This window comes from Arsenophonus sp. PmNCSU2021_1, from assembly GCF_036919435.1.
Classification (GTDB): domain Bacteria; phylum Pseudomonadota; class Gammaproteobacteria; order Enterobacterales; family Enterobacteriaceae; genus Arsenophonus; species Arsenophonus nilaparvatae.
On the sequence record NZ_JAZHPL010000007.1, the window covers coordinates 245,164 to 262,467 of the forward strand.

At 37.0% G+C, this 17,304-nt stretch carries 13 protein-coding genes, 1 tRNA gene and 3 pseudogenes; 5 read left to right on the forward strand and 12 right to left on the reverse strand.

Translation table 11 applies throughout. From position 1 onward, the window contains the following. Positions 1 to 31: 31 nt before the first annotated feature. Positions 32 to 790, reverse strand: a complete 759-nt coding sequence (gene cutC / locus V3224_RS18830) for a copper homeostasis protein CutC (RefSeq protein WP_334472245.1) — start codon at positions 788 to 790, stop codon at positions 32 to 34. A gap of 521 nt (positions 791 to 1,311) precedes the next feature. Here cutC and argS point away from each other — a divergent pair. Further along, positions 1,312 to 3,042 carry an arginine--tRNA ligase gene (gene argS / locus V3224_RS18835; RefSeq protein ID WP_334472246.1) on the forward strand — a complete coding sequence of 577 codons (1,731 nt, stop codon included), beginning with the start codon at positions 1,312 to 1,314 and terminating at the stop codon, positions 3,040 to 3,042. Positions 3,043 to 3,492: 450 nt separating this feature from the next. Next, positions 3,493 to 4,518: an HTH-type transcriptional repressor PurR gene (gene purR, locus V3224_RS18840; protein ID WP_334472247.1), complete on the forward strand. Its 1,026-nt coding sequence runs from the start codon at positions 3,493 to 3,495 to the stop codon at positions 4,516 to 4,518. A gap of 19 nt (positions 4,519 to 4,537) precedes the next feature. Here purR and punR read toward each other — a convergent pair. Both punR and V3224_RS18850 read right to left on the reverse strand, forming a co-directional pair. Then, positions 4,538 to 5,443, reverse strand: a pseudogene (punR, locus tag V3224_RS18845) (DNA-binding transcriptional activator PunR). Between the two features lie 67 nt (positions 5,444 to 5,510). After that, positions 5,511 to 6,467 (reverse strand): annotated as a pseudogene (locus V3224_RS18850) (IS701 family transposase). Between the two features lie 183 nt (positions 6,468 to 6,650). Between V3224_RS18850 and punC the strand changes: the two are divergent. Beyond that, a pseudogene (gene punC / locus V3224_RS18860) lies at positions 6,651 to 7,824 on the forward strand (purine nucleoside transporter PunC). A 190-nt stretch (positions 7,825 to 8,014) separates the two neighbouring features. Here punC and V3224_RS18865 read toward each other — a convergent pair. The 6 genes from V3224_RS18865 to V3224_RS18890 all read right to left on the reverse strand — a co-directional run bounded on the left by V3224_RS18865 (position 8,015) and on the right by V3224_RS18890 (position 12,283). Continuing rightward, complete coding sequence (locus tag V3224_RS18865; RefSeq protein WP_334472250.1) at positions 8,015 to 8,689, reverse strand: 3-oxoacyl-[acyl-carrier-protein] synthase III C-terminal domain-containing protein; 675 nt, start codon at positions 8,687 to 8,689, stop codon at positions 8,015 to 8,017. A 146-nt stretch (positions 8,690 to 8,835) separates the two neighbouring features. Continuing rightward, a complete protein-coding gene (locus V3224_RS18870; RefSeq protein ID WP_334472251.1) occupies positions 8,836 to 9,180 on the reverse strand; it encodes a hypothetical protein in 345 nt (114 codons plus the stop codon). After that, positions 9,173 to 9,715 (reverse strand): thiamine pyrophosphate-dependent enzyme, encoded by a 543-nt coding sequence (locus V3224_RS18875; RefSeq protein WP_334472290.1) that lies wholly within the window; start codon positions 9,713 to 9,715, stop codon positions 9,173 to 9,175. The genes V3224_RS18870 and V3224_RS18875 overlap by 8 nt, the downstream gene beginning before the upstream one ends. Before the next feature lie 3 nt (positions 9,716 to 9,718). Further along, a complete protein-coding gene (locus tag V3224_RS18880) occupies positions 9,719 to 10,711 on the reverse strand; it encodes a thiamine pyrophosphate-binding protein (protein ID WP_334472252.1) in 993 nt (330 codons plus the stop codon). A 32-nt stretch (positions 10,712 to 10,743) separates the two neighbouring features. Next, positions 10,744 to 10,938 (reverse strand): hypothetical protein, encoded by a 195-nt coding sequence (locus V3224_RS18885; protein ID WP_334472253.1) that lies wholly within the window; start codon positions 10,936 to 10,938, stop codon positions 10,744 to 10,746. Between the two features lie 733 nt (positions 10,939 to 11,671). After that, entirely contained in the window at positions 11,672 to 12,283 is a 612-nt protein-coding gene (locus V3224_RS18890; protein WP_334472254.1) for a riboflavin synthase subunit alpha, read from the reverse strand. A 197-nt stretch (positions 12,284 to 12,480) separates the two neighbouring features. On the opposite strand from V3224_RS18890, the gene V3224_RS18895 reads away from it, so the two are divergent. After that, positions 12,481 to 13,854 carry an MATE family efflux transporter gene (locus tag V3224_RS18895; RefSeq protein ID WP_334472255.1) on the forward strand — a complete coding sequence of 458 codons (1,374 nt, stop codon included), beginning with the start codon at positions 12,481 to 12,483 and terminating at the stop codon, positions 13,852 to 13,854. A gap of 166 nt (positions 13,855 to 14,020) precedes the next feature. Then, a tRNA-Val gene (locus V3224_RS18900) sits at positions 14,021 to 14,097 on the forward strand. Between the two features lie 124 nt (positions 14,098 to 14,221). Here V3224_RS18900 and murJ read toward each other — a convergent pair. The 3 genes from murJ to rimJ all read right to left on the reverse strand — a co-directional run bounded on the left by murJ (position 14,222) and on the right by rimJ (position 17,241). Next, entirely contained in the window at positions 14,222 to 15,757 is a 1,536-nt protein-coding gene (gene murJ, locus V3224_RS18905) for a murein biosynthesis integral membrane protein MurJ (protein ID WP_334472256.1), read from the reverse strand. Positions 15,758 to 15,898: 141 nt separating this feature from the next. Beyond that, positions 15,899 to 16,426: a hypothetical protein gene (locus V3224_RS18910; protein ID WP_334472257.1), complete on the reverse strand. Its 528-nt coding sequence runs from the start codon at positions 16,424 to 16,426 to the stop codon at positions 15,899 to 15,901. Positions 16,427 to 16,662: 236 nt separating this feature from the next. Next, positions 16,663 to 17,241 (reverse strand): ribosomal protein S5-alanine N-acetyltransferase, encoded by a 579-nt coding sequence (gene rimJ / locus V3224_RS18915; RefSeq protein WP_334472258.1) that lies wholly within the window; start codon positions 17,239 to 17,241, stop codon positions 16,663 to 16,665. Positions 17,242 to 17,304 lie beyond the last annotated feature (63 nt).

Consider the following 17,304-nt stretch of genomic DNA (forward strand, 5'->3'; position numbering starts at 1 on the left):
ATTGAATACCGTCATTGCACTAAACTTATAATCAGTCATTATTAGCAATCGCTAATAAATTTTTCATTGCTTCCACCACATCACTATCTACACAATAATGAGTAAATTCATCCATATCCATATTGGAACTCATCGTTACCCCTGCTTTGCGGTAGTTCATAGTCGATGGCATTACTCTCCCAGCAGATGTATGTACTTCCGGTAAACCTGCATCAATAAATTTCTGCAAATTTGACAATTTCACCCCAGCACCCGCCATGATTATCGGCCCATTTGGAGTTTTACTAGATAATGCATTTAATTCTTTCAATAACGGTAAACCACATTCCGCATTCTGCTGCTGGCCTGAGGTTAATATACGGGCAATACCTAGTTCTGTCAGCTGTACATAGGCCTGTTTGGGGCTAATGCACATATCAAACGTACGATGAAAAGTAATCGCCATATCTCCAGATAATGCTTTTAAAATACGCATACGCGGTATATCAATATGCCCTTCTCGATTCAATATGCCATATACCACACCAGGAAAACCTAACTGCCTGATAAATTTAACATCATGTTTAATAGTTTCAAACTCACTATCGCTGTAACAAAAATCCCCTCCTCTAGGACGTACAATTGGATGAACGGGGATCTTTATCGTATCTTTAGTATGTTTTAAACAACCATAACTAGGCGTTAATCCACCTTCAGCTGAACTGGAACAAAGTTCAATACGATCTGCGCCACATTTTTCCGCAATTAGCGCACATTCAGCTCCATAGCAGCAAATTTCCAGGGTTATCATAATACTGCCACCTCTGATTAATTATTGTTATTTCTATTTTTAATTATCAATTAATAAGCATACTATTCTGCAAATAAAATACCCGTTTTTCAAACAGTAATTGATACAAGTAATTAATTTTAATGGAAAAGGATAATATTTTATTATAAAAGACCATTAACTTTTGATAACAAATTTTCAATATATTTTTAACTTTTCATGAAGATAAATTTTAATCTGGAAAATAAAGAGACTTAACATAGCCCTTTTTTAAATTAATATTTCTAATCAAAATTGCAATTTTAGCAGCCGTGTAATTTTTTAAAGTTAGATAAATCAAAAATCCTCTATTGTCATTTAGCAAGATGATAAAAAGCGATCCTATCTGATATTATTTTTACAATAGAGTTATCGATCAAATAGTTGATAGTAGCATGTGAATAGCTAATTATGGTATAAAGCCAGCTATTTTTATCACGATCCTCATAGCTGTATCTAACTAAGTTGAATACGACAGCTATCTTCATCATTAAGGTAATCAAGTGAATATTCAGGCTCTTCTTTCAGAAAAAATTAGTAATGCATTAATTGCCGCAGGGGCTCCTAAAGGTAGTGAGGCTCATATCCGCCCTTCAACAAAAGCCCAATTCGGTGATTACCAAGCTAATGGTGTCATGTCTGCAGCTAAAAAAATCAGCATTCCTCCACGTCAATTAGCTGAAAAAATGCTGCCGCTACTAAATCTGGAAAATATTGCCAGTAAAGTTGAAATAGCAGGACCCGGTTTTATTAATATTTTTCTTGATAAGCAATGGATAGCCGAACAAATTGAACTTACCTTGCAACATGAAAAATTGGCAATTAGCACCGTTACGCCACAAACCGTCATTATTGACTATTCCGCTCCCAATGTAGCAAAGCAGATGCATGTTGGTCATTTACGTTCTACTATCATTGGCGATGCTGTTGCTCGTACATTAGAGTTTTTAGGTCATAAAGTAATACGTGCTAACCATATCGGCGATTGGGGTACCCAGTTCGGTATGCTAATTGCGTACTTGGAAAAAGTTCAACAAGAAAATGCTACCGATATGGCTTTAGCTGATCTTGAGACTTTCTATCGTGAAGCTAAAAAACATTATGATGAAGATGAAAATTTTGCTGAACTTGCACGTAATTATGTGGTTAAACTACAATCTGGTGATGAATATTGTCGGAAAATGTGGCGCAAATTGGTCGATATTACCATGGCGCAAAATCAACACACCTATCATCGTTTAAATGTCACACTTACGGAAAACGATGTGATGGGTGAAAGCTTATATAATAATATGCTGCCTGATATTGTCGCTGATTTAACAGCTAAAAAGTTAGCCGTTAAAAGTGATGGAGCTATGGTTGTCTATCTGGATGAATTTAAGAATAAAGACGGTGATGCCATGGGGGTTATCATCCAGAAAAAAGATGGTGGTTATCTTTATACGACAACAGATATTGCCTGCTCTAAATATCGTCATGAAATGTTACACGCTGATCGGGTGTTATATTATATAGATTCACGACAACATCAACATCTGATGCAAGCTTGGGCTATTGTGCGTAAAGCCGGCTATATTCCCGATACAATGTCATTAGAGCATCATATGTTCGGTATGATGCTAGGTAAAGATGGTAAACCGTTTAAAACTCGAGCCGGCGGAACGATCCGGCTCGCCGATTTACTTGATGAGGCAATTGAGCGTGCCAGTGATCTTATCCGGCAAAAAAATCCAGCTATGCCAGAAAACGAGTTACAATTAATTAGTCAGGCGGTGGGTATTGGTGCAGTAAAATATGCCGATCTATCGAAAAATCGTACCACTGATTATATTTTTGACTGGGACAATATGTTAGCGTTTGAAGGTAATACCGCGCCTTATATGCAATATGCTTATACCCGTGTGGCCTCCATTTTTAAACGGGCTAATATTAATCCAACAGCACTAAGCGAGCCGGTGATTTTAGCAAATCAGTATGAACAAGCCTTAGCGACTCGTTTATTACAATTTGAAGAAACAATACTAACCGTTGCTCGCGACGGTTTACCCCATATTATGTGTGCTTACTTATATGATCTGGCAGGTTTATTTTCTAGTTTTTATGAACATTGCCCAATTTTAGGTGCAGAAAATAACGCATCAAAAGAAAGTCGATTAAAACTAGCATTACTGACGCAAAAAACCTTAAAAATTGGTTTAGACACATTAGGGATTGAAACGGTAGAAAAAATGTAATCCCTTATTAGACTATAGGCTGCCAGTAGTGCAGCCTGCTGTCCATGATGCAGCTTAAGACAAAATATTGTAGCGATAAAATGCAGACAGTTAATCTAATATGATGCTCATAAAATAAAAGAAACAAACGATACGATCATTAATAATGCAACTATCGCAGTACATAAACCATATTTAAAATCGGTATCCATAACCTCACCTCACTATTCTCACTGTCTTAGTCATAAATTAATTAATGAAAAATCATTAAATGTCATAATATCATACAACAATAAAAGCTATTTTCTATTATATCATCTAGTAAAGATTGATTAATACTTTTGTCTTTACTGCAAATCAGACAAAATGATCAGTTTACTGATAACTTAATTATCTATTTTTATAGATCAATAACAGTAATTTTTAAACAATAGTAAAGGAATTGGGAATGACTCAGGAGTCTTTATAATCATGGCAACAATTAAGGATGTGGCAAAGCTTGCGGGTGTCTCAACTACCACCGTATCACATGTAATTAACAATACCCGTTTTGTCGCCGAAGAGACAAAAACGATCGTCAGGGCAGCCATTAAAACACTTAATTACTCTCCCAGTGCAGTTGCTCGTAGTTTGAAAGTTAATCATACTAAATCCATTGGCTTATTAGCCACATCTAATGAAGCCCCTTACTTTGCAGAAGTCATTGAATCAGTCGAAAACAACTGTTTTAGCCAAGGATATACATTGATCCTATGCAATTCGCACAACAACCTAAATAAGCAACAAGCCTATTTACAAATGTTAGCGCAAAAACGGGTTGATGGTTTACTTGTCATGTGCTCAGAATACCCCAACCAACTACTCCAGATGTTAGAGAAATACCGCAATATTCCAATGGTGGTGATGGATTGGGGGCAAGCCCATAGTGATTTTACCGATGTCATCATTGATAATGCAGTTTATGGTGGCTATCTTGCCGGGCTTTATCTTATAGAACGAGGTCATCGTGATTTAGGTATTATCTCTGGACCATTAAAACGCAATACCGGCAATGGCCGGCGGCAAGGTTTTCTCAATGCCATGCAGGAAGCTAACATCCAACCACATAACGAATGGATTGTCGAGGGTGATTTCGAACCAGCTTCCGGCTACGAGGCGATGAAACAAATATTAAGTCACCAACAAAAACCGACTGCCATTCTCTGTGGCGGTGATATTATGGCGATGGGGGCTATCAGCGCTGCAAATGAATTAGGAATTCGAGTGCCACAAGATATATCTATTATTGGCTACGACAATGTGCGTAATGCGCGTTTTTTTACCCCAGCATTAACTACCATTCATCAGCCCAAAGAACGTCTAGGTCAAATGGCCTTTACCATGCTGCTTGATCGCATTATTAATAAACGCCAAGATGCGCAAACGATTGAAATACACCCAGAGCTTATTGAACGTCGTTCAGTTGTCGATGGTCCATTTATTGACTACCGAAGATGATCCCCAGATTTAAACGCTATCAATCAGTTAACCATTCAGCATTGAGTGTTTCGCTATTACCTAAATAATCCAGTAGCCAACTCAATGTCGGGGAACGTTTTTCTTCATTCCATATGATACAGCACGGACTATCAGGTAAGGGTTGCTTAATCTGCAATGTCTTTAATTCATTTTTGCGGCAAAGTTGCTCTACCCGATGTTTAGGCGCAAATCCTAAACATAATCCATTTTTTAAGCATGCTAAACGACTTTCCCAATCTGGCACAATAAGCCTTTTTTGGTTATCTAATGCCCAAGTATCTCGTTTTGGTAAGTAGCGAGAAGTATCTTCTAAACATAAACTGGGATAGAGACGTAATTGTTGATCGCTAATTAGCCCGCTTATGTGTGCTAAAGGATGATTGATACTGACAACACATGACCAGGGCATAAATCCCATATCGCGGAAACTATATCTATCGCCAATCGGTGACGCACGGGTTGCACCAATTGCTATATCCACTCAGCCATCGACTAATGCCTCCCATACACCATTATAAACTTCCTGCTGAATAAAAAGTTCGATATCAGAAAAATGGCGATAAAAATCTAATATTAATTGCAATATCCTATCTGGTTTAACTACCCGATCAATGGCAATACTAAATTGTCCATGCCAACCATTTGCAATTTGTTGACACTGATGACGAGTTTCACGCATTGTTTTAATAATATTACGCGCATTTTTAACGAAGAATTTACCAGCATCAGTAAGTACAACATCACGATAACGCCGTTCAAATAAAGGAACCGCCAACCACTCCTCCAGTTGCTTTACGGTATAACTGACCGCAGAGGGAACTCTATGTAACTCAGTGGCAGCTGCACTAAAACTGCCCGTTCTCTCAACGGCATCAATCACTTCCAGGGAATACTCTGACCACATAGCCCTTCACCTATCAAAATATTTGATAACAATATGCAAATAATAACGCCACGAGTTTCGCACAAAACTAATTTGGGTACGCTAATAAAACACGGATTTGCTCAGTAATAGCACTTTTGATTACGTCCCAATTTTGTTGATAAAGGGTTATTTTTTTCAGATATACGACGTTTATGTTGTTCAAACCACGCAGAAATAGCGAGAAAAATATGATTTCTTTGCGCTCGGCTCGTGCGAGCCTGACAGCGTTCAATACCACAGTTTTGTTTAACTTCTCGATGATAAACTTCAACAGACCAACGGGCATCCATGATAGATTGGACGTATTGACGGGTGGGATTCTCTTTGTTTGTTACTATGTAATCAATACGGCCGTTTTTGGCTGTAAATTTGAAAACGGTTACCCAACCATATCCTCGCAAGTGTATTGACGTTCCTTCTTCTGAGATGTCTAACTTGTTCAGTTGTTTGTTATGGTTAACAATCCTATTTTTCCTCAGCGTGGTTACCCAGATCCAACCATGAGAGCGAATTGATTTCAGATTATCCAGGCTAGAATACCAAGCATCCATCACTACCGCTTCTGGCATGATCCCTCTTTTTTTAGCAAGAGTGAGCATTTCGGAAAAGTGCGTGTTTTTTGTTTTTCCATCAGAATCTTTATCATAAATACGATAATTGATAGGAATTGATTCAACCTTCGTCAGATCATGCCAAAGCAAATTAACTAAACCTATGCCAGCAATAACATCATGTTCATTACCTAAATATTGATAATGGACCATCACTATTTTTTTACTACGTGTTTTGGCAATCAATGTATCATCGGCAATTAGTACGTAGAAGGTTCAACTAATCGCCATAGGTCTTTAGGTCTAAAACATCTACTTTTTAGCCATCGGCTAACAGTGTCATGAGATAAAGGCGATGGGCTTACTTCTGATAACGCTAAACCAGAGTATCTTAAACTGCTTACTTGTAAGAATGTTTTATAGATATCTTTAATACATGGATAACCCGACAAAATATGAACACCCTGATTTTTTCTTGTTTTTAAATTTATACTTCTTTTTTGGAGATTGCGAAACTCGTGAACGCTTCACAACAAAAATTCATCTCTTATACAATAAATAGCGATGTTAAATATTATTTAATTTATTGATACCATATCAATAAAAATAACCCCAATCAAGCCAATTTTGGCTTTATGCTTTATCTTGCTGGTTTAAGTATGCTCGGCTTTTTGGCCATTGATATGTACTTACCAGCTTTTAGTATAATGCAACAGCAACTCAACACCTCAGCAAATACCATTAGTGCAAGTCTTAGCCTATTTTTATGTGGCTTTGCCTTTGCGCAACTTAGTTGGGGGCCGCTTTCCGACCGTATTGGTAGAAAACCGGTTTTATTAATTGGCTTGTCTCTATTTATTATTAGTTGTTTGGCAACACTGTGGATCACTAACGGCACACAATTACTTATTGTGCGATTTATTCAAGGTGTTGGAGTTTGCTCAACCGCAGTAATTTGGCAAGCTTTGGTCATCGATCGTTTTAGCGGTCAATATGCTAAACGGGTCTTTGCTACCATCATGCCTTTAGTTGCACTGTCGCCGGCATTAGCTCCCCTGGTAGGTGTGCCTGGCTTCTAACTGGTAACAACTGACAAATGATATTTTTTGCCTTAGCTATCATTGGGATATTGCTTTTTCTGGCCACAATTTTGTTACAGGAAAAAAATATTCTGAGAAAACTGACAAAATAAAATCCACCACCACATTTATCACCTTTCTACATTCTGCTATTTTTAGCGGTAATGTATTAATTTATGCCGCCTGTAGCGCCGGTTTTTTTGCCTGGCTAACGGGATCCCCCTTTATTTTAACTCAAATGGGATATGATCCGCAGGATATAGGCATCAGTTATGTACCACAAACTATCGCTTTTATGTTCGGTGGCTATGGTGGGCGTTATTTAATAGCCAAAATAAAAAACCAAATCTTGCTACCAATTATTCTTATCGGTTATGGAATAAGTGTATTTGTCATTTTTATCCTTGCTATCTATTCACAACCTAATTTATTTGCTCTATTACTGCCTTTCTGTTGTATGGCGGCGATGAACGGAGCTTGCTATCCTATTGTGGTATCAAATGCATTAAGTGTCTTTCCTAAAGACAGTGGTAAAGCTGCCGCTTTACAAAATACTCTCCAGCTTGGTTTATGTTTTGCCGCAAGTCTGGCAGTATCTAGCCTCATTGCCAATCCTTTATTAGCAACAAGCGGTGTTATGGTTGCCACTATTATTCCTCTGTTAATTGGTTACTGGCTGCAAAAGAGAAAAGCTTCAATTAATACCAAGTCGGGAGCCTTCGAACAGTAAGAAAAATTTTTAAACAAACCCATGTGAGAATCTCTGACGTCAACTGACAGCGTATATTCTAGTCATGAGTAAAATTTTATTCATTGATCAAATGGGAAAGTCCAACTTTCCCATTTCAACGAAGATTGGTCGGCTTAAAATTACAATATCATCCATCTTAAGATACAAAACAAAATATTAAGCTGTTATTTTAAACCGAGATAAAATCAATAACGGTAGGAATTTCCCTCCAACTCAATGGGAAAGAAGTTGATGTGGATGAGGGCCCAAATCCGAACAGAATAATCAAATCCTCAGGAAAAAGATCTGAACTCGTATTCAATTCTATCAGTGCGAAAAAATTTTGCGCAGGCCCCAAACCACCATATTTATCAAATAGGGTTAAAATTTTATCTTCACTTACATGAAGGACTTTTGCTGCTACCTCAGCGACCCAAGACGTTGGATCATAAATGTGAAAATATCGAATATCACTAATATCTTTACCAACATCGCGACACAATTGATAGCAGCTATTAAAAATTGTTTTAGGCAGTTTAGAAAATATAGATCTGCCAGATCCCTTGATAGATTCGACATGATTATCAATAAATATTAATGGATCATAATCATAGGTTTGAATTGTCTTACTATGGACAAGGGAAATACCTGAGTCGTAACCAAGGATAGAGCAGGCAGCACCATCGCTTAATAAAGAACTTACTGGGTCTTCAGCAGAAAACCAATGAGCATAATTACAGGCAGCGAGTACTGCTACTTGCCTATACTTTGCATTAGAAAACTGGCTCCAACCTAACTCAAGTGCAGTCATTCCACCAGACGTGCCCAAATTGACAGGAATAACCGGACAAACAATATTTAACACGAGTTTCGCACCAATAAATAAACGCTCTATCTTTAAGTTTAATCCAGCATAATATATAAATAGACAGAATCTTATAAATCAAAAGCAACTTATTGTAATTTAATAAAATTTATGTGTTTTAGTAACTTGAAGATTAATCATCGATTTTAAGCCATTTCTAGTATTTTATACGCCTGTGCGAAACTCGTGTTTAACTGCTGAACAATAGCAATAACTTCTTCATACAGGATGTTCCCAGGCCAAACCAGATTAATAATAATACAATCGAGCTGATTGATATTCATATTCACCTGGTCTAGAGCTTTAGATAAGCAATTTACCATGAATTTAGTTACCGCGCCCTTCTCATCCAGTCGCCATAAACTACGTTTACCTGGTAAATAATTGTCATTTGTTGAAAGTATTGTCTTTTTATTATTTTCTCTCAATATGCTTAGCTGCTGATTTGGTAATGCGCCAGCACAGGAAATTAACGAAATATTATTAATCATTTATAAATCCTTTAATCGTTTCATTCCTATCTGTAAGCGGGGGAACCGCATTTTTATCAATTCTGACATCAATTACTGCTGGGTTTCTATTTTTGATCGCCTCAACAATAGCATCCTCTAATTGTCGAGAATTATTGGCCTGATAGCCATCTGCCCCTAACGCACGACCAAACAAGGCAAAATCAGTCACTGGTATATCACAATCGAGTGGGTCGCTATTTAACATTTCCAGCCCTTGACGGCACATATTATAGCTGCTGTCATTCATCACCAACCAAATGGCAGGAAGATGGTAGTGCACTGCTGTGCTGACTTCATTTGCCATTAACATAGCACCATCACCAATAATCCCAATCGCACACTCTTTAAAACCAGCTGCAATACCAACTAATCCACAGGCATAATGCCCCATAGCCGCAAATGCAGTTCCTAGCCGATAACGCCCAGATTGGGAAAATTTCAGGTAGTGACTTACCCAACAAAATGAGTTTCCAGCGTCAGCAGCTATGTAACAGTTATTCTTATTAATTGCGATACGCTAAATAATCTTCATAACCGCTAATGGATGGATAACTTTATCAGAATCATTATTATCTTTAATAATATAATCAACAAATTCAACCATCAGCGCTGGGTATTGAACAGCTGGTTTATGAATCACCTTATTCTGAAGTGCACTAAGCAAAGTTTCAGTAAAGCATTGAATGTCACTTTTAAAAACAATCGCATTAGAAGGAAGGTTATTTCTTACTTTATCTGCCTCCAGACCAATATAAAATAAATCTATATTGCTAAAATTTTTTTGTAAATAAAATGAGCTGAATTCTCCGAGACGCGTCCCCATAATTACGACCACATAGCGAGAGCTATCACCAGTTATCTGCTTAGCTATTTCTTTACTAATAGAACCTATCCCAGTTGTTCCTATGGAGGCCAGGCTATATTCGGAAATGATACCTTTGCCTCTCGGCGTTGTTATAACAGCAGAGTTAGTTAGTTGGATAATTTTTTGGATATTGCTCCCTGCATACCTGGCTCCAAAGCCTAGCCAGAATAAAGATTTTTTTGCTAATAAAAGTTCTATAAGCATAGAAAAATCCGCAGAAGAAACTAAGTTGGTAAGATTAGCCGGAGCTAGAAAATTAGCTAATATACGTTTTTCTATGGTTAATGTTTGTACCACTGGTATTAAAAAAACACCGATAACAAAATGTTTATTTGATGAAATTAGTTTCTGAATATCATTTCTAGCTTGTAAATATTCATCTTCATTCTTGATAGCAAATACTTTATCTAAATATCCTTGCCCATCATCTTGTACGAGGGTACTCACGTTTATCGCCGTTGTTTCCTGCAAACTCCATAATGCATCATGATATTCTGTGGTAATCACTGAGATAAAGATTAGTCTGGCTCCATCAAGCTTTGCCGTTTTTAACCCTGTCAATGCATTACTTATTCCCGGGCCTGCTGTCGCAAAAGATATAGATATTTTATTATGACAAAGACTATATTCTGAAGCGCAAAACACGCTACCCGCCTCGGTGCGGCAATGTATAACATTTATTTTTTTGATCTAGTAAGTTCTTGCCATATCGGCATTACAAAACCGCCAGATACCCCAAATGCTAAATCAACGCCTAAAAACTCGATAAATTCTACCAAATCACGGACAATTGTTATCTTCATTGTAACCTCAAATAATTTGTATAGATTAAAATGTTCACGCTTTAACTCAAAATTATGATAAAACCACACCACTTTAGTATCCGTTGCTGAATGCGTTCACGTTACCTTTTTGAATTCTTGTTTTTCTTTTTGTCACACTATTGTCATTAGCGTTGCTTATGGTTCTCTATCTCAATGATAAATTCTATTGTTTTTTTGCATTAGCTTGCTGAATGAGGGAATTTACAATCACTATCAATTGGTTATGGACAAAATGAAATAGCAGTTATTTGACAATTTCATTCAATAGCTCAGTCATACTTCTTCTATAAAGACGCTTTTGAATGAGCAATAGCCTGAGCCAGGAAAGGAAAGATAAAACAATTACACGAGTTTCGCACAGGCATATAAAATTCTAGAAATGGCTTAAAAGCAATGATCAATCTGCAAGTTACTAAAACACATGAATTTTCTTAAATTACAATAAGTTGTATTTGATTTATAAGGTTTTATCTATTTATATATTATGCTGAATTAAACTTAAAAATAGAGCGTTTTTTTATTGGTGCGAAACTCGTGAATTAGCCAATTTGTCTTGGCGAGCCATTTTGAGTGAAGTGATTTGATGTTTATCGAAGAGCTTATTTGCAGATATCACTTAGTTACAGATAAGTAAATTAGACATAGGAAACTACTTTTGACATTAACACTTTTCTAATAAGAAGAAACCTTGGTCAATTGTTTATAAAATCCTGTTTCTTCTTTTAGCTATTACTTAACCTAATTAAAATAGCGTGACGACTATTTAAAATACGCTCTATGATTATATTTTTTGGGCCATCACTCGCTCAACAGTATCAACTATCGCTTGGGTATGGGCATCAATTTCAATATTAACCTTTTCTCCAAGACGCTTTTCTGCAATTGTGGTGCGCGCAATGGTTTCCGGGATCAGATGGACACAAAAACGATTATTGACAACATCTCCTACAGTTAAGCTAATTCCATCAACGCCGATAAAGCCCTTATGCAAAATATATTTCATTAATTGTTTATCATGCACATAAAACCAAATTTGGAGATTATTTTCAGCTTTAAAAATTTTGGCTACTTCGGCAGTAGTAATGATGTGACCCGACATAACATGGCCACCAATTTCATCACCATATTTTGCTGATCTTTCTAAATTAATCATATCGCCTAATTTTAAACTGCCTAAGTTTGTCAGTCGCAAAGTCTCCTTCATTAAATCAAAACTCACCTTATCGCCATCAATATGGGTAACAGTTAAACAGCATCCATTATTAGCAACAGAAGCACCTGTTTCTAAATCTGCGAGTAATTCAGTGGGAAATTGGACAGTATAAGTACGAAAATTAACGCTATCTTCCACCGCAACTAGTGTTCCTTTTCCTTTCACAATGCCTGTATACATATATTGAGTTCCCTATTTTAATAAAAGATTAAAACTCGTTCTACGCTAGTTATGCTAGATAAGCACTCTAGAAACAATAAATATGACAGCTTTCTATCTATTTATAGCTATAACTTCACCAAATCGATACAATAAGCAAATTTTTAAGGGTTCAATTCTTTTCGTTTTCTATTCATTTTCAATAAGGTATATGGTGGGTGAATAAATATTTTAAAGAGGCACACAGCCTATTAGCATTAGGTATTCCAATTATTCTTGCTCAATTCTCACAAACCGCAATGGGTTTTGTCGATACAGTAATGGCTGACAAAGTCAGTGAAATAGATATGTCAGCCGTTGCGGTAGGAACGTCTATCTGGTTACCTGCTATTTTGTTTGGCCACGGCTTATTAATGGCTTTAACACCAGTGGTAGCGCAATTAAATGGTTCAGGCCGACGCCAAGTTATCGGCAATCATATACAACAAGGCTTATGGCTAGCTTTCTTTTTATCACTTTTGGTCATGGCTGTTATTTATAATGCTCACCATATTATAAATAATATGCCTAATATTGATCCTGAACTGGCAAATAAAGCGGTGCGGTTTCTGCGTGCTATTATGTGGGGAGCACCAGGTTATCTTTTTTATCAAGTTTTACGTAGTCAGTGCGATGGGTTATCTAAAACAAAACCCGGCATGTTTATTGGTTTCCTTGGTTTATTTATTAACATACCTATCAACTATATTTTTATCTATGGCCATTTTGGGGCACCAGCTCTTGGTGGCGTCGGCTGTGGGGTAGCGACTACCTCGGTATATTGGGCTATGTTTCTTTTGATGCGCGGGTATATACGCCATACTCCTTCACAACGTGATATCCGTGCTAATAAACAGTTTGCATTACCTGACTTCTCTTTATTAAAGCGCCTGTTCGCGTTAGGTTTACCTATTGGTCTAGCCTATTTCTTCGAAGTCACTCTGTTTGCTATTGTCGCCTTACTGGTCGCGCCATTAGGTATTATCGCTGTCGCAGGACACCAGGTAGCTTTAAATTTTAGTTCGTTAATGTTTATGTTTCCTATTTCTCTTGGTATCGCAGCAACGATCCGGGTCGGTTATAATTTAGGTAGCGCTTCAACGGAAAAGGCAAAAATATCCGCCTATGCCAGCATTATGGTAGGTTTAACGATAGCTTGCTGCACCGCAATTGTGACAGTGTCACTTAGAGAGCAGATCGCATTAATGTATAATCGCAATCCGGAAGTCGTCCTATTGGCTTCACAATTGATGTTATTCGCTGCTATCTATCAGATTTCCGATGCTATTCAAATCATTGGCGCCGGTATATTACGCGGTTATAAAGATACCCGTTCAATTTTCTTTATCACTTTCATTGCTTACTGGCTGCTCGGCCTACCAACAGGTTATCTACTTGGTTTAACTGACTTTATTGTGCCGCATCTGGGACCAAAAGGTTTTTGGAGCGGTTTTATTATTGGCTTAACGGCATCAGCTATCATGATACTTTCTCGCATATTATGGCTTCAACGTCAGCCAAACGAATTTGTATTACGACATTCCTCTAGATAGCTATGTTGTCAAACGGGTATAAGGTATAAAAAATTAAAAATTGCGCTTTTATGCTAAATAGCATTAAATACGAGCAGTTAGACGTAAAATTGCATTTTTTCCCTTGCCAGAATGGCAACTACCCGTTAATATTCGTTTCCACATTATCGCCATAGCAATTTTTATTGCGTCCGTAGCTCAGTTGGTTAGAGCACCACCTTGACATGGTGGGGGTCGGTGGTTCGAGTCCACTCGGACGCACCAATTCTGTTTATTCCCAATACCGTTTTCAAATTGTAAAGTCAGCCAGCCTGCTTCGATTGGTAATGAAAAAGCGCGGTTACGCTTTTTCATCCAACAAATGATCACTTAACCAGATTTATTTGTATTAAATAGCCCGCTGTGAAAAATCTCGCAAACGAAAACCAAAAATAAACAACGCAGCAAAGTAACTCATTGCACCGGCAAAAACCACCAGTAACAACCGCGTGATCCTCATCAGCATATTTCCCTGCTCCCATGGCGGCATAAAATTTAATAGCAACAACAATACCGCTACCATAACAATTAAAGCTGCGATTAACTTGAGCAAAAATTTTCCCCAACCAGCTAAGGGAGAAAAAATTGCCTGGCGACGTAACTGCCAATACAGCATCAAAGCATTAAAGCATGCCGCTAAGCCAATTGATAAGGCCAATCCTGCATGTTTGAGCGAACCAATAAAGACAAAGTTCATTAATTGTGTCAAAATTAAGGTAATAATCGCGATTTTAACCGGTGTTTTAATATCCTGTCTCGAATAGAACCCTGGCGCTAATACCTTAACGACAATTAACCCCATTAAGCCGACACAGTAAGCAATTAATGCCCGTTGAGTCATTACCGCATCGTAGGCGGTAAAATTGCCATACTGAAAAAGCGACACTGTCAACGGTTCGGCTAGAATAGCCAGCGCAATCGCACATGGTAGCGCTAATAAAAAGCAAAGCCGTAACCCCCAGTCCATTAGGCGCTGATATTCTTTATGATCACCGGTTGAAAAACTCTTCGCCAGCGAAGGTAATAAAATAGTACCAAGTGCTACTCCTAAAACACCGGTAGGGAGCTCCATCAATCGGTCAGCATAATACATCCACGAGACAGAGCCTGATTGTAAAAATGAGGCAAAAATAGTATTAATAATTAATGAAATCTGGCTTACAGAAACACCAATAATCGCCGGCCCCATTAACTTCAATACTCGCCACACACCGCTATTGCGAAAAGAGATACGCGGTAAAACTAACATGCCAATTTTTTGTAAATAAGGTAATTGATACAGCAACTGTAAAATACCACCGGCAAAAACTCCCCACCCTAACGCTATAATAGGTGGTTCACAATATGGCGCCAAAAACAGTACTGATATAATCATACTGATATTAAGTAAAGTAGGCGCAAAAGCAGGAACAGAAAAACGGTTCCAAGTATTTAAAATAGCACCAGCCAACGATACTAAAGAGATCAATAAAATATAAGGAAAAGTGATTCTAAATAAACGAACGGTTAAATCAAATTTATCCGGTGTATCAGTAAAACCGGGGGCCGTAATATAAATAATCCATGGTGCCGCTAATATTCCTGCCAATGTAACGATGGCCAAAATTAATGTTAATAAACCGGAAACATACGCAATAAAAGTGCGAGTAGCCTCATCACCCTGCTGGTTTTTATATTCTGCTAAGATAGGGACAAATGCTTGGGAAAATGCGCCTTCGGCAAAAATTCGGCGCAAAAGATTTGGTAATCGAAAAGCAACAAAAAAAGCGTCTGTCGCCGCTCCAGCACCAAAAAAACGCGCGATAATCGCATCACGAATAAATCCTAAGATGCGGGAAAACATAGTCATAGAGCTTATCGCTGCTAACGATTTTAGTAAATTCATGCAATATCTTTATTAATGATGGCCATAATAGATTGATAAAGTGTATCAGCGACCTGTGAGCATGACCATGAATTAGAATAACTATTTTTACCAAAGCAAAGCGATGTAGCTCAGATTTTCCAACGATGTTTTAATTACCCGTTAAACAAAGTGAGTCTGGTAAATTATGCTTTCGGGCTTTGAGATTGATTCTCGTCGAAACATGTATTTATCATCCGATTGGCGCGTTGTATCTGATATATTCCAGTATTGAAGGGTCTGTGGTTTACTAATGTTTAAAATATCACAAATTAGCATTATCATATTATTAAAATCATTTTTATTACCAACAAAGACATCAGGAAATATTTTTAGAATGTCATTGATTTTATCAAACTCCATTTCTAATGCATTTGCGTTAAAAAACATTTGCTTATAAGATAGTTCAATAATTTCAGCTTGATCCTTACTTAAAACAAAAAAGTGTTCTTTTGTTGGGTTAACTTTTTCATAATAATAATTATTAATATGTTTTAATACTTCATCGCAACATTCACCACAATAACCTTTTCTACTTTCCAGCAATATTTTTTCTTCATATGGATTTTGCTGGTAATAATTAAAACCAAACATTTCGTTGTTTTTTACAATAATATCATTTAATGGAGCTTTTACCTTATTGTTTAACATTTGCCAGAACATTGTTCGTATGTATATCTAAATGGCAGTAAAACAAATCTTCGATACGACCAATTTTAGTAACAAACGGTTGATGATTCGTGACTTGTCCTATCATATTAATGCCTTCTTTAAAGATAAAAAATAGTAAGCAAATTATGATTAACAAGTAAAATTTAATATATTAAAAGTAAGTCTAAATCTGTTGATTTTTGTCCACTTAGTATTCTGTTTTTATATAAAATAATTCAACTCTGATTATTTTTTGTAATGAGTGACATTAAAATATGATCCTGCCATTCACCATTAATTTGTAAATAAGCTTTTGCATATCCCTCTGGCTTAAAACCTATTTTTTTCAGTAAATTACCACTGCGATGATTATGCGGCATATAATTTGCCATAATTCTATGCATCTGCTGCTGTTCTTGCATAAAATGAATCGTTGGCATTAATGCTTCATACATCAAGCCCTTTCCTTGCCACATTTCACTGATTGAATAACCCAGATAACAAGCTTTAAAAGCCCCTCTAATAATATTACTGAAATTAATTACACCAATAACTTCAGTTTGCCGTTTATCTAATAATATAAAATGAAAAGCACTTTTACGACGATGCATTTCTGCCATAATATGCAAACGTTTACTCCAGGCAGCAGGCTGATAATAACTGCTATCACGAATAGGCTCCCATGGCTTTAAAAAATTTTCATTTCGGTAATAATAATCAGCCAGACGATAAGCATCGGTTTCACAAGCTAACCGTAGGAGCAAACGTTCAGTAACAGAATAACATTCAGGCTTTCTGGTTCGATATCCAAACATCGCGGCCAACTCCAGAATATTGGGTGCTGAATATAAATATATTTTGTTTTTACAATAGTAAGT

Excerpts from the sequence above, each read along its gene's own strand:
- V3224_RS18890 (WP_334472254.1), bottom strand. The coding sequence starts at position 12,283 with ATGTATACAGGCATTGTGAAAGGAAAAGGAACACTAGTTGCGGTGGAA.
- murJ (WP_334472256.1), bottom strand. The coding sequence starts at position 15,757 with ATGAATTTACTAAAATCGTTAGCAGCGATAAGCTCTATGACTATGTTT.
- V3224_RS18870 (WP_334472251.1), bottom strand. The coding sequence starts at position 9,180 with ATGATTAATAATATTTCGTTAATTTCCTGTGCTGGCGCATTACCAAAT.
- rimJ (WP_334472258.1), bottom strand. The coding sequence starts at position 17,241 with ATGTTTGGATATCGAACCAGAAAGCCTGAATGTTATTCTGTTACTGAA.
- V3224_RS18910 (WP_334472257.1), bottom strand. The coding sequence starts at position 16,426 with ATGTTAAACAATAAGGTAAAAGCTCCATTAAATGATATTATTGTAAAA.
- cutC (WP_334472245.1), bottom strand. The coding sequence starts at position 790 with ATGATAACCCTGGAAATTTGCTGCTATGGAGCTGAATGTGCGCTAATT.
- purR (WP_334472247.1), top strand. The coding sequence starts at position 3,493 with ATGGCAACAATTAAGGATGTGGCAAAGCTTGCGGGTGTCTCAACTACC.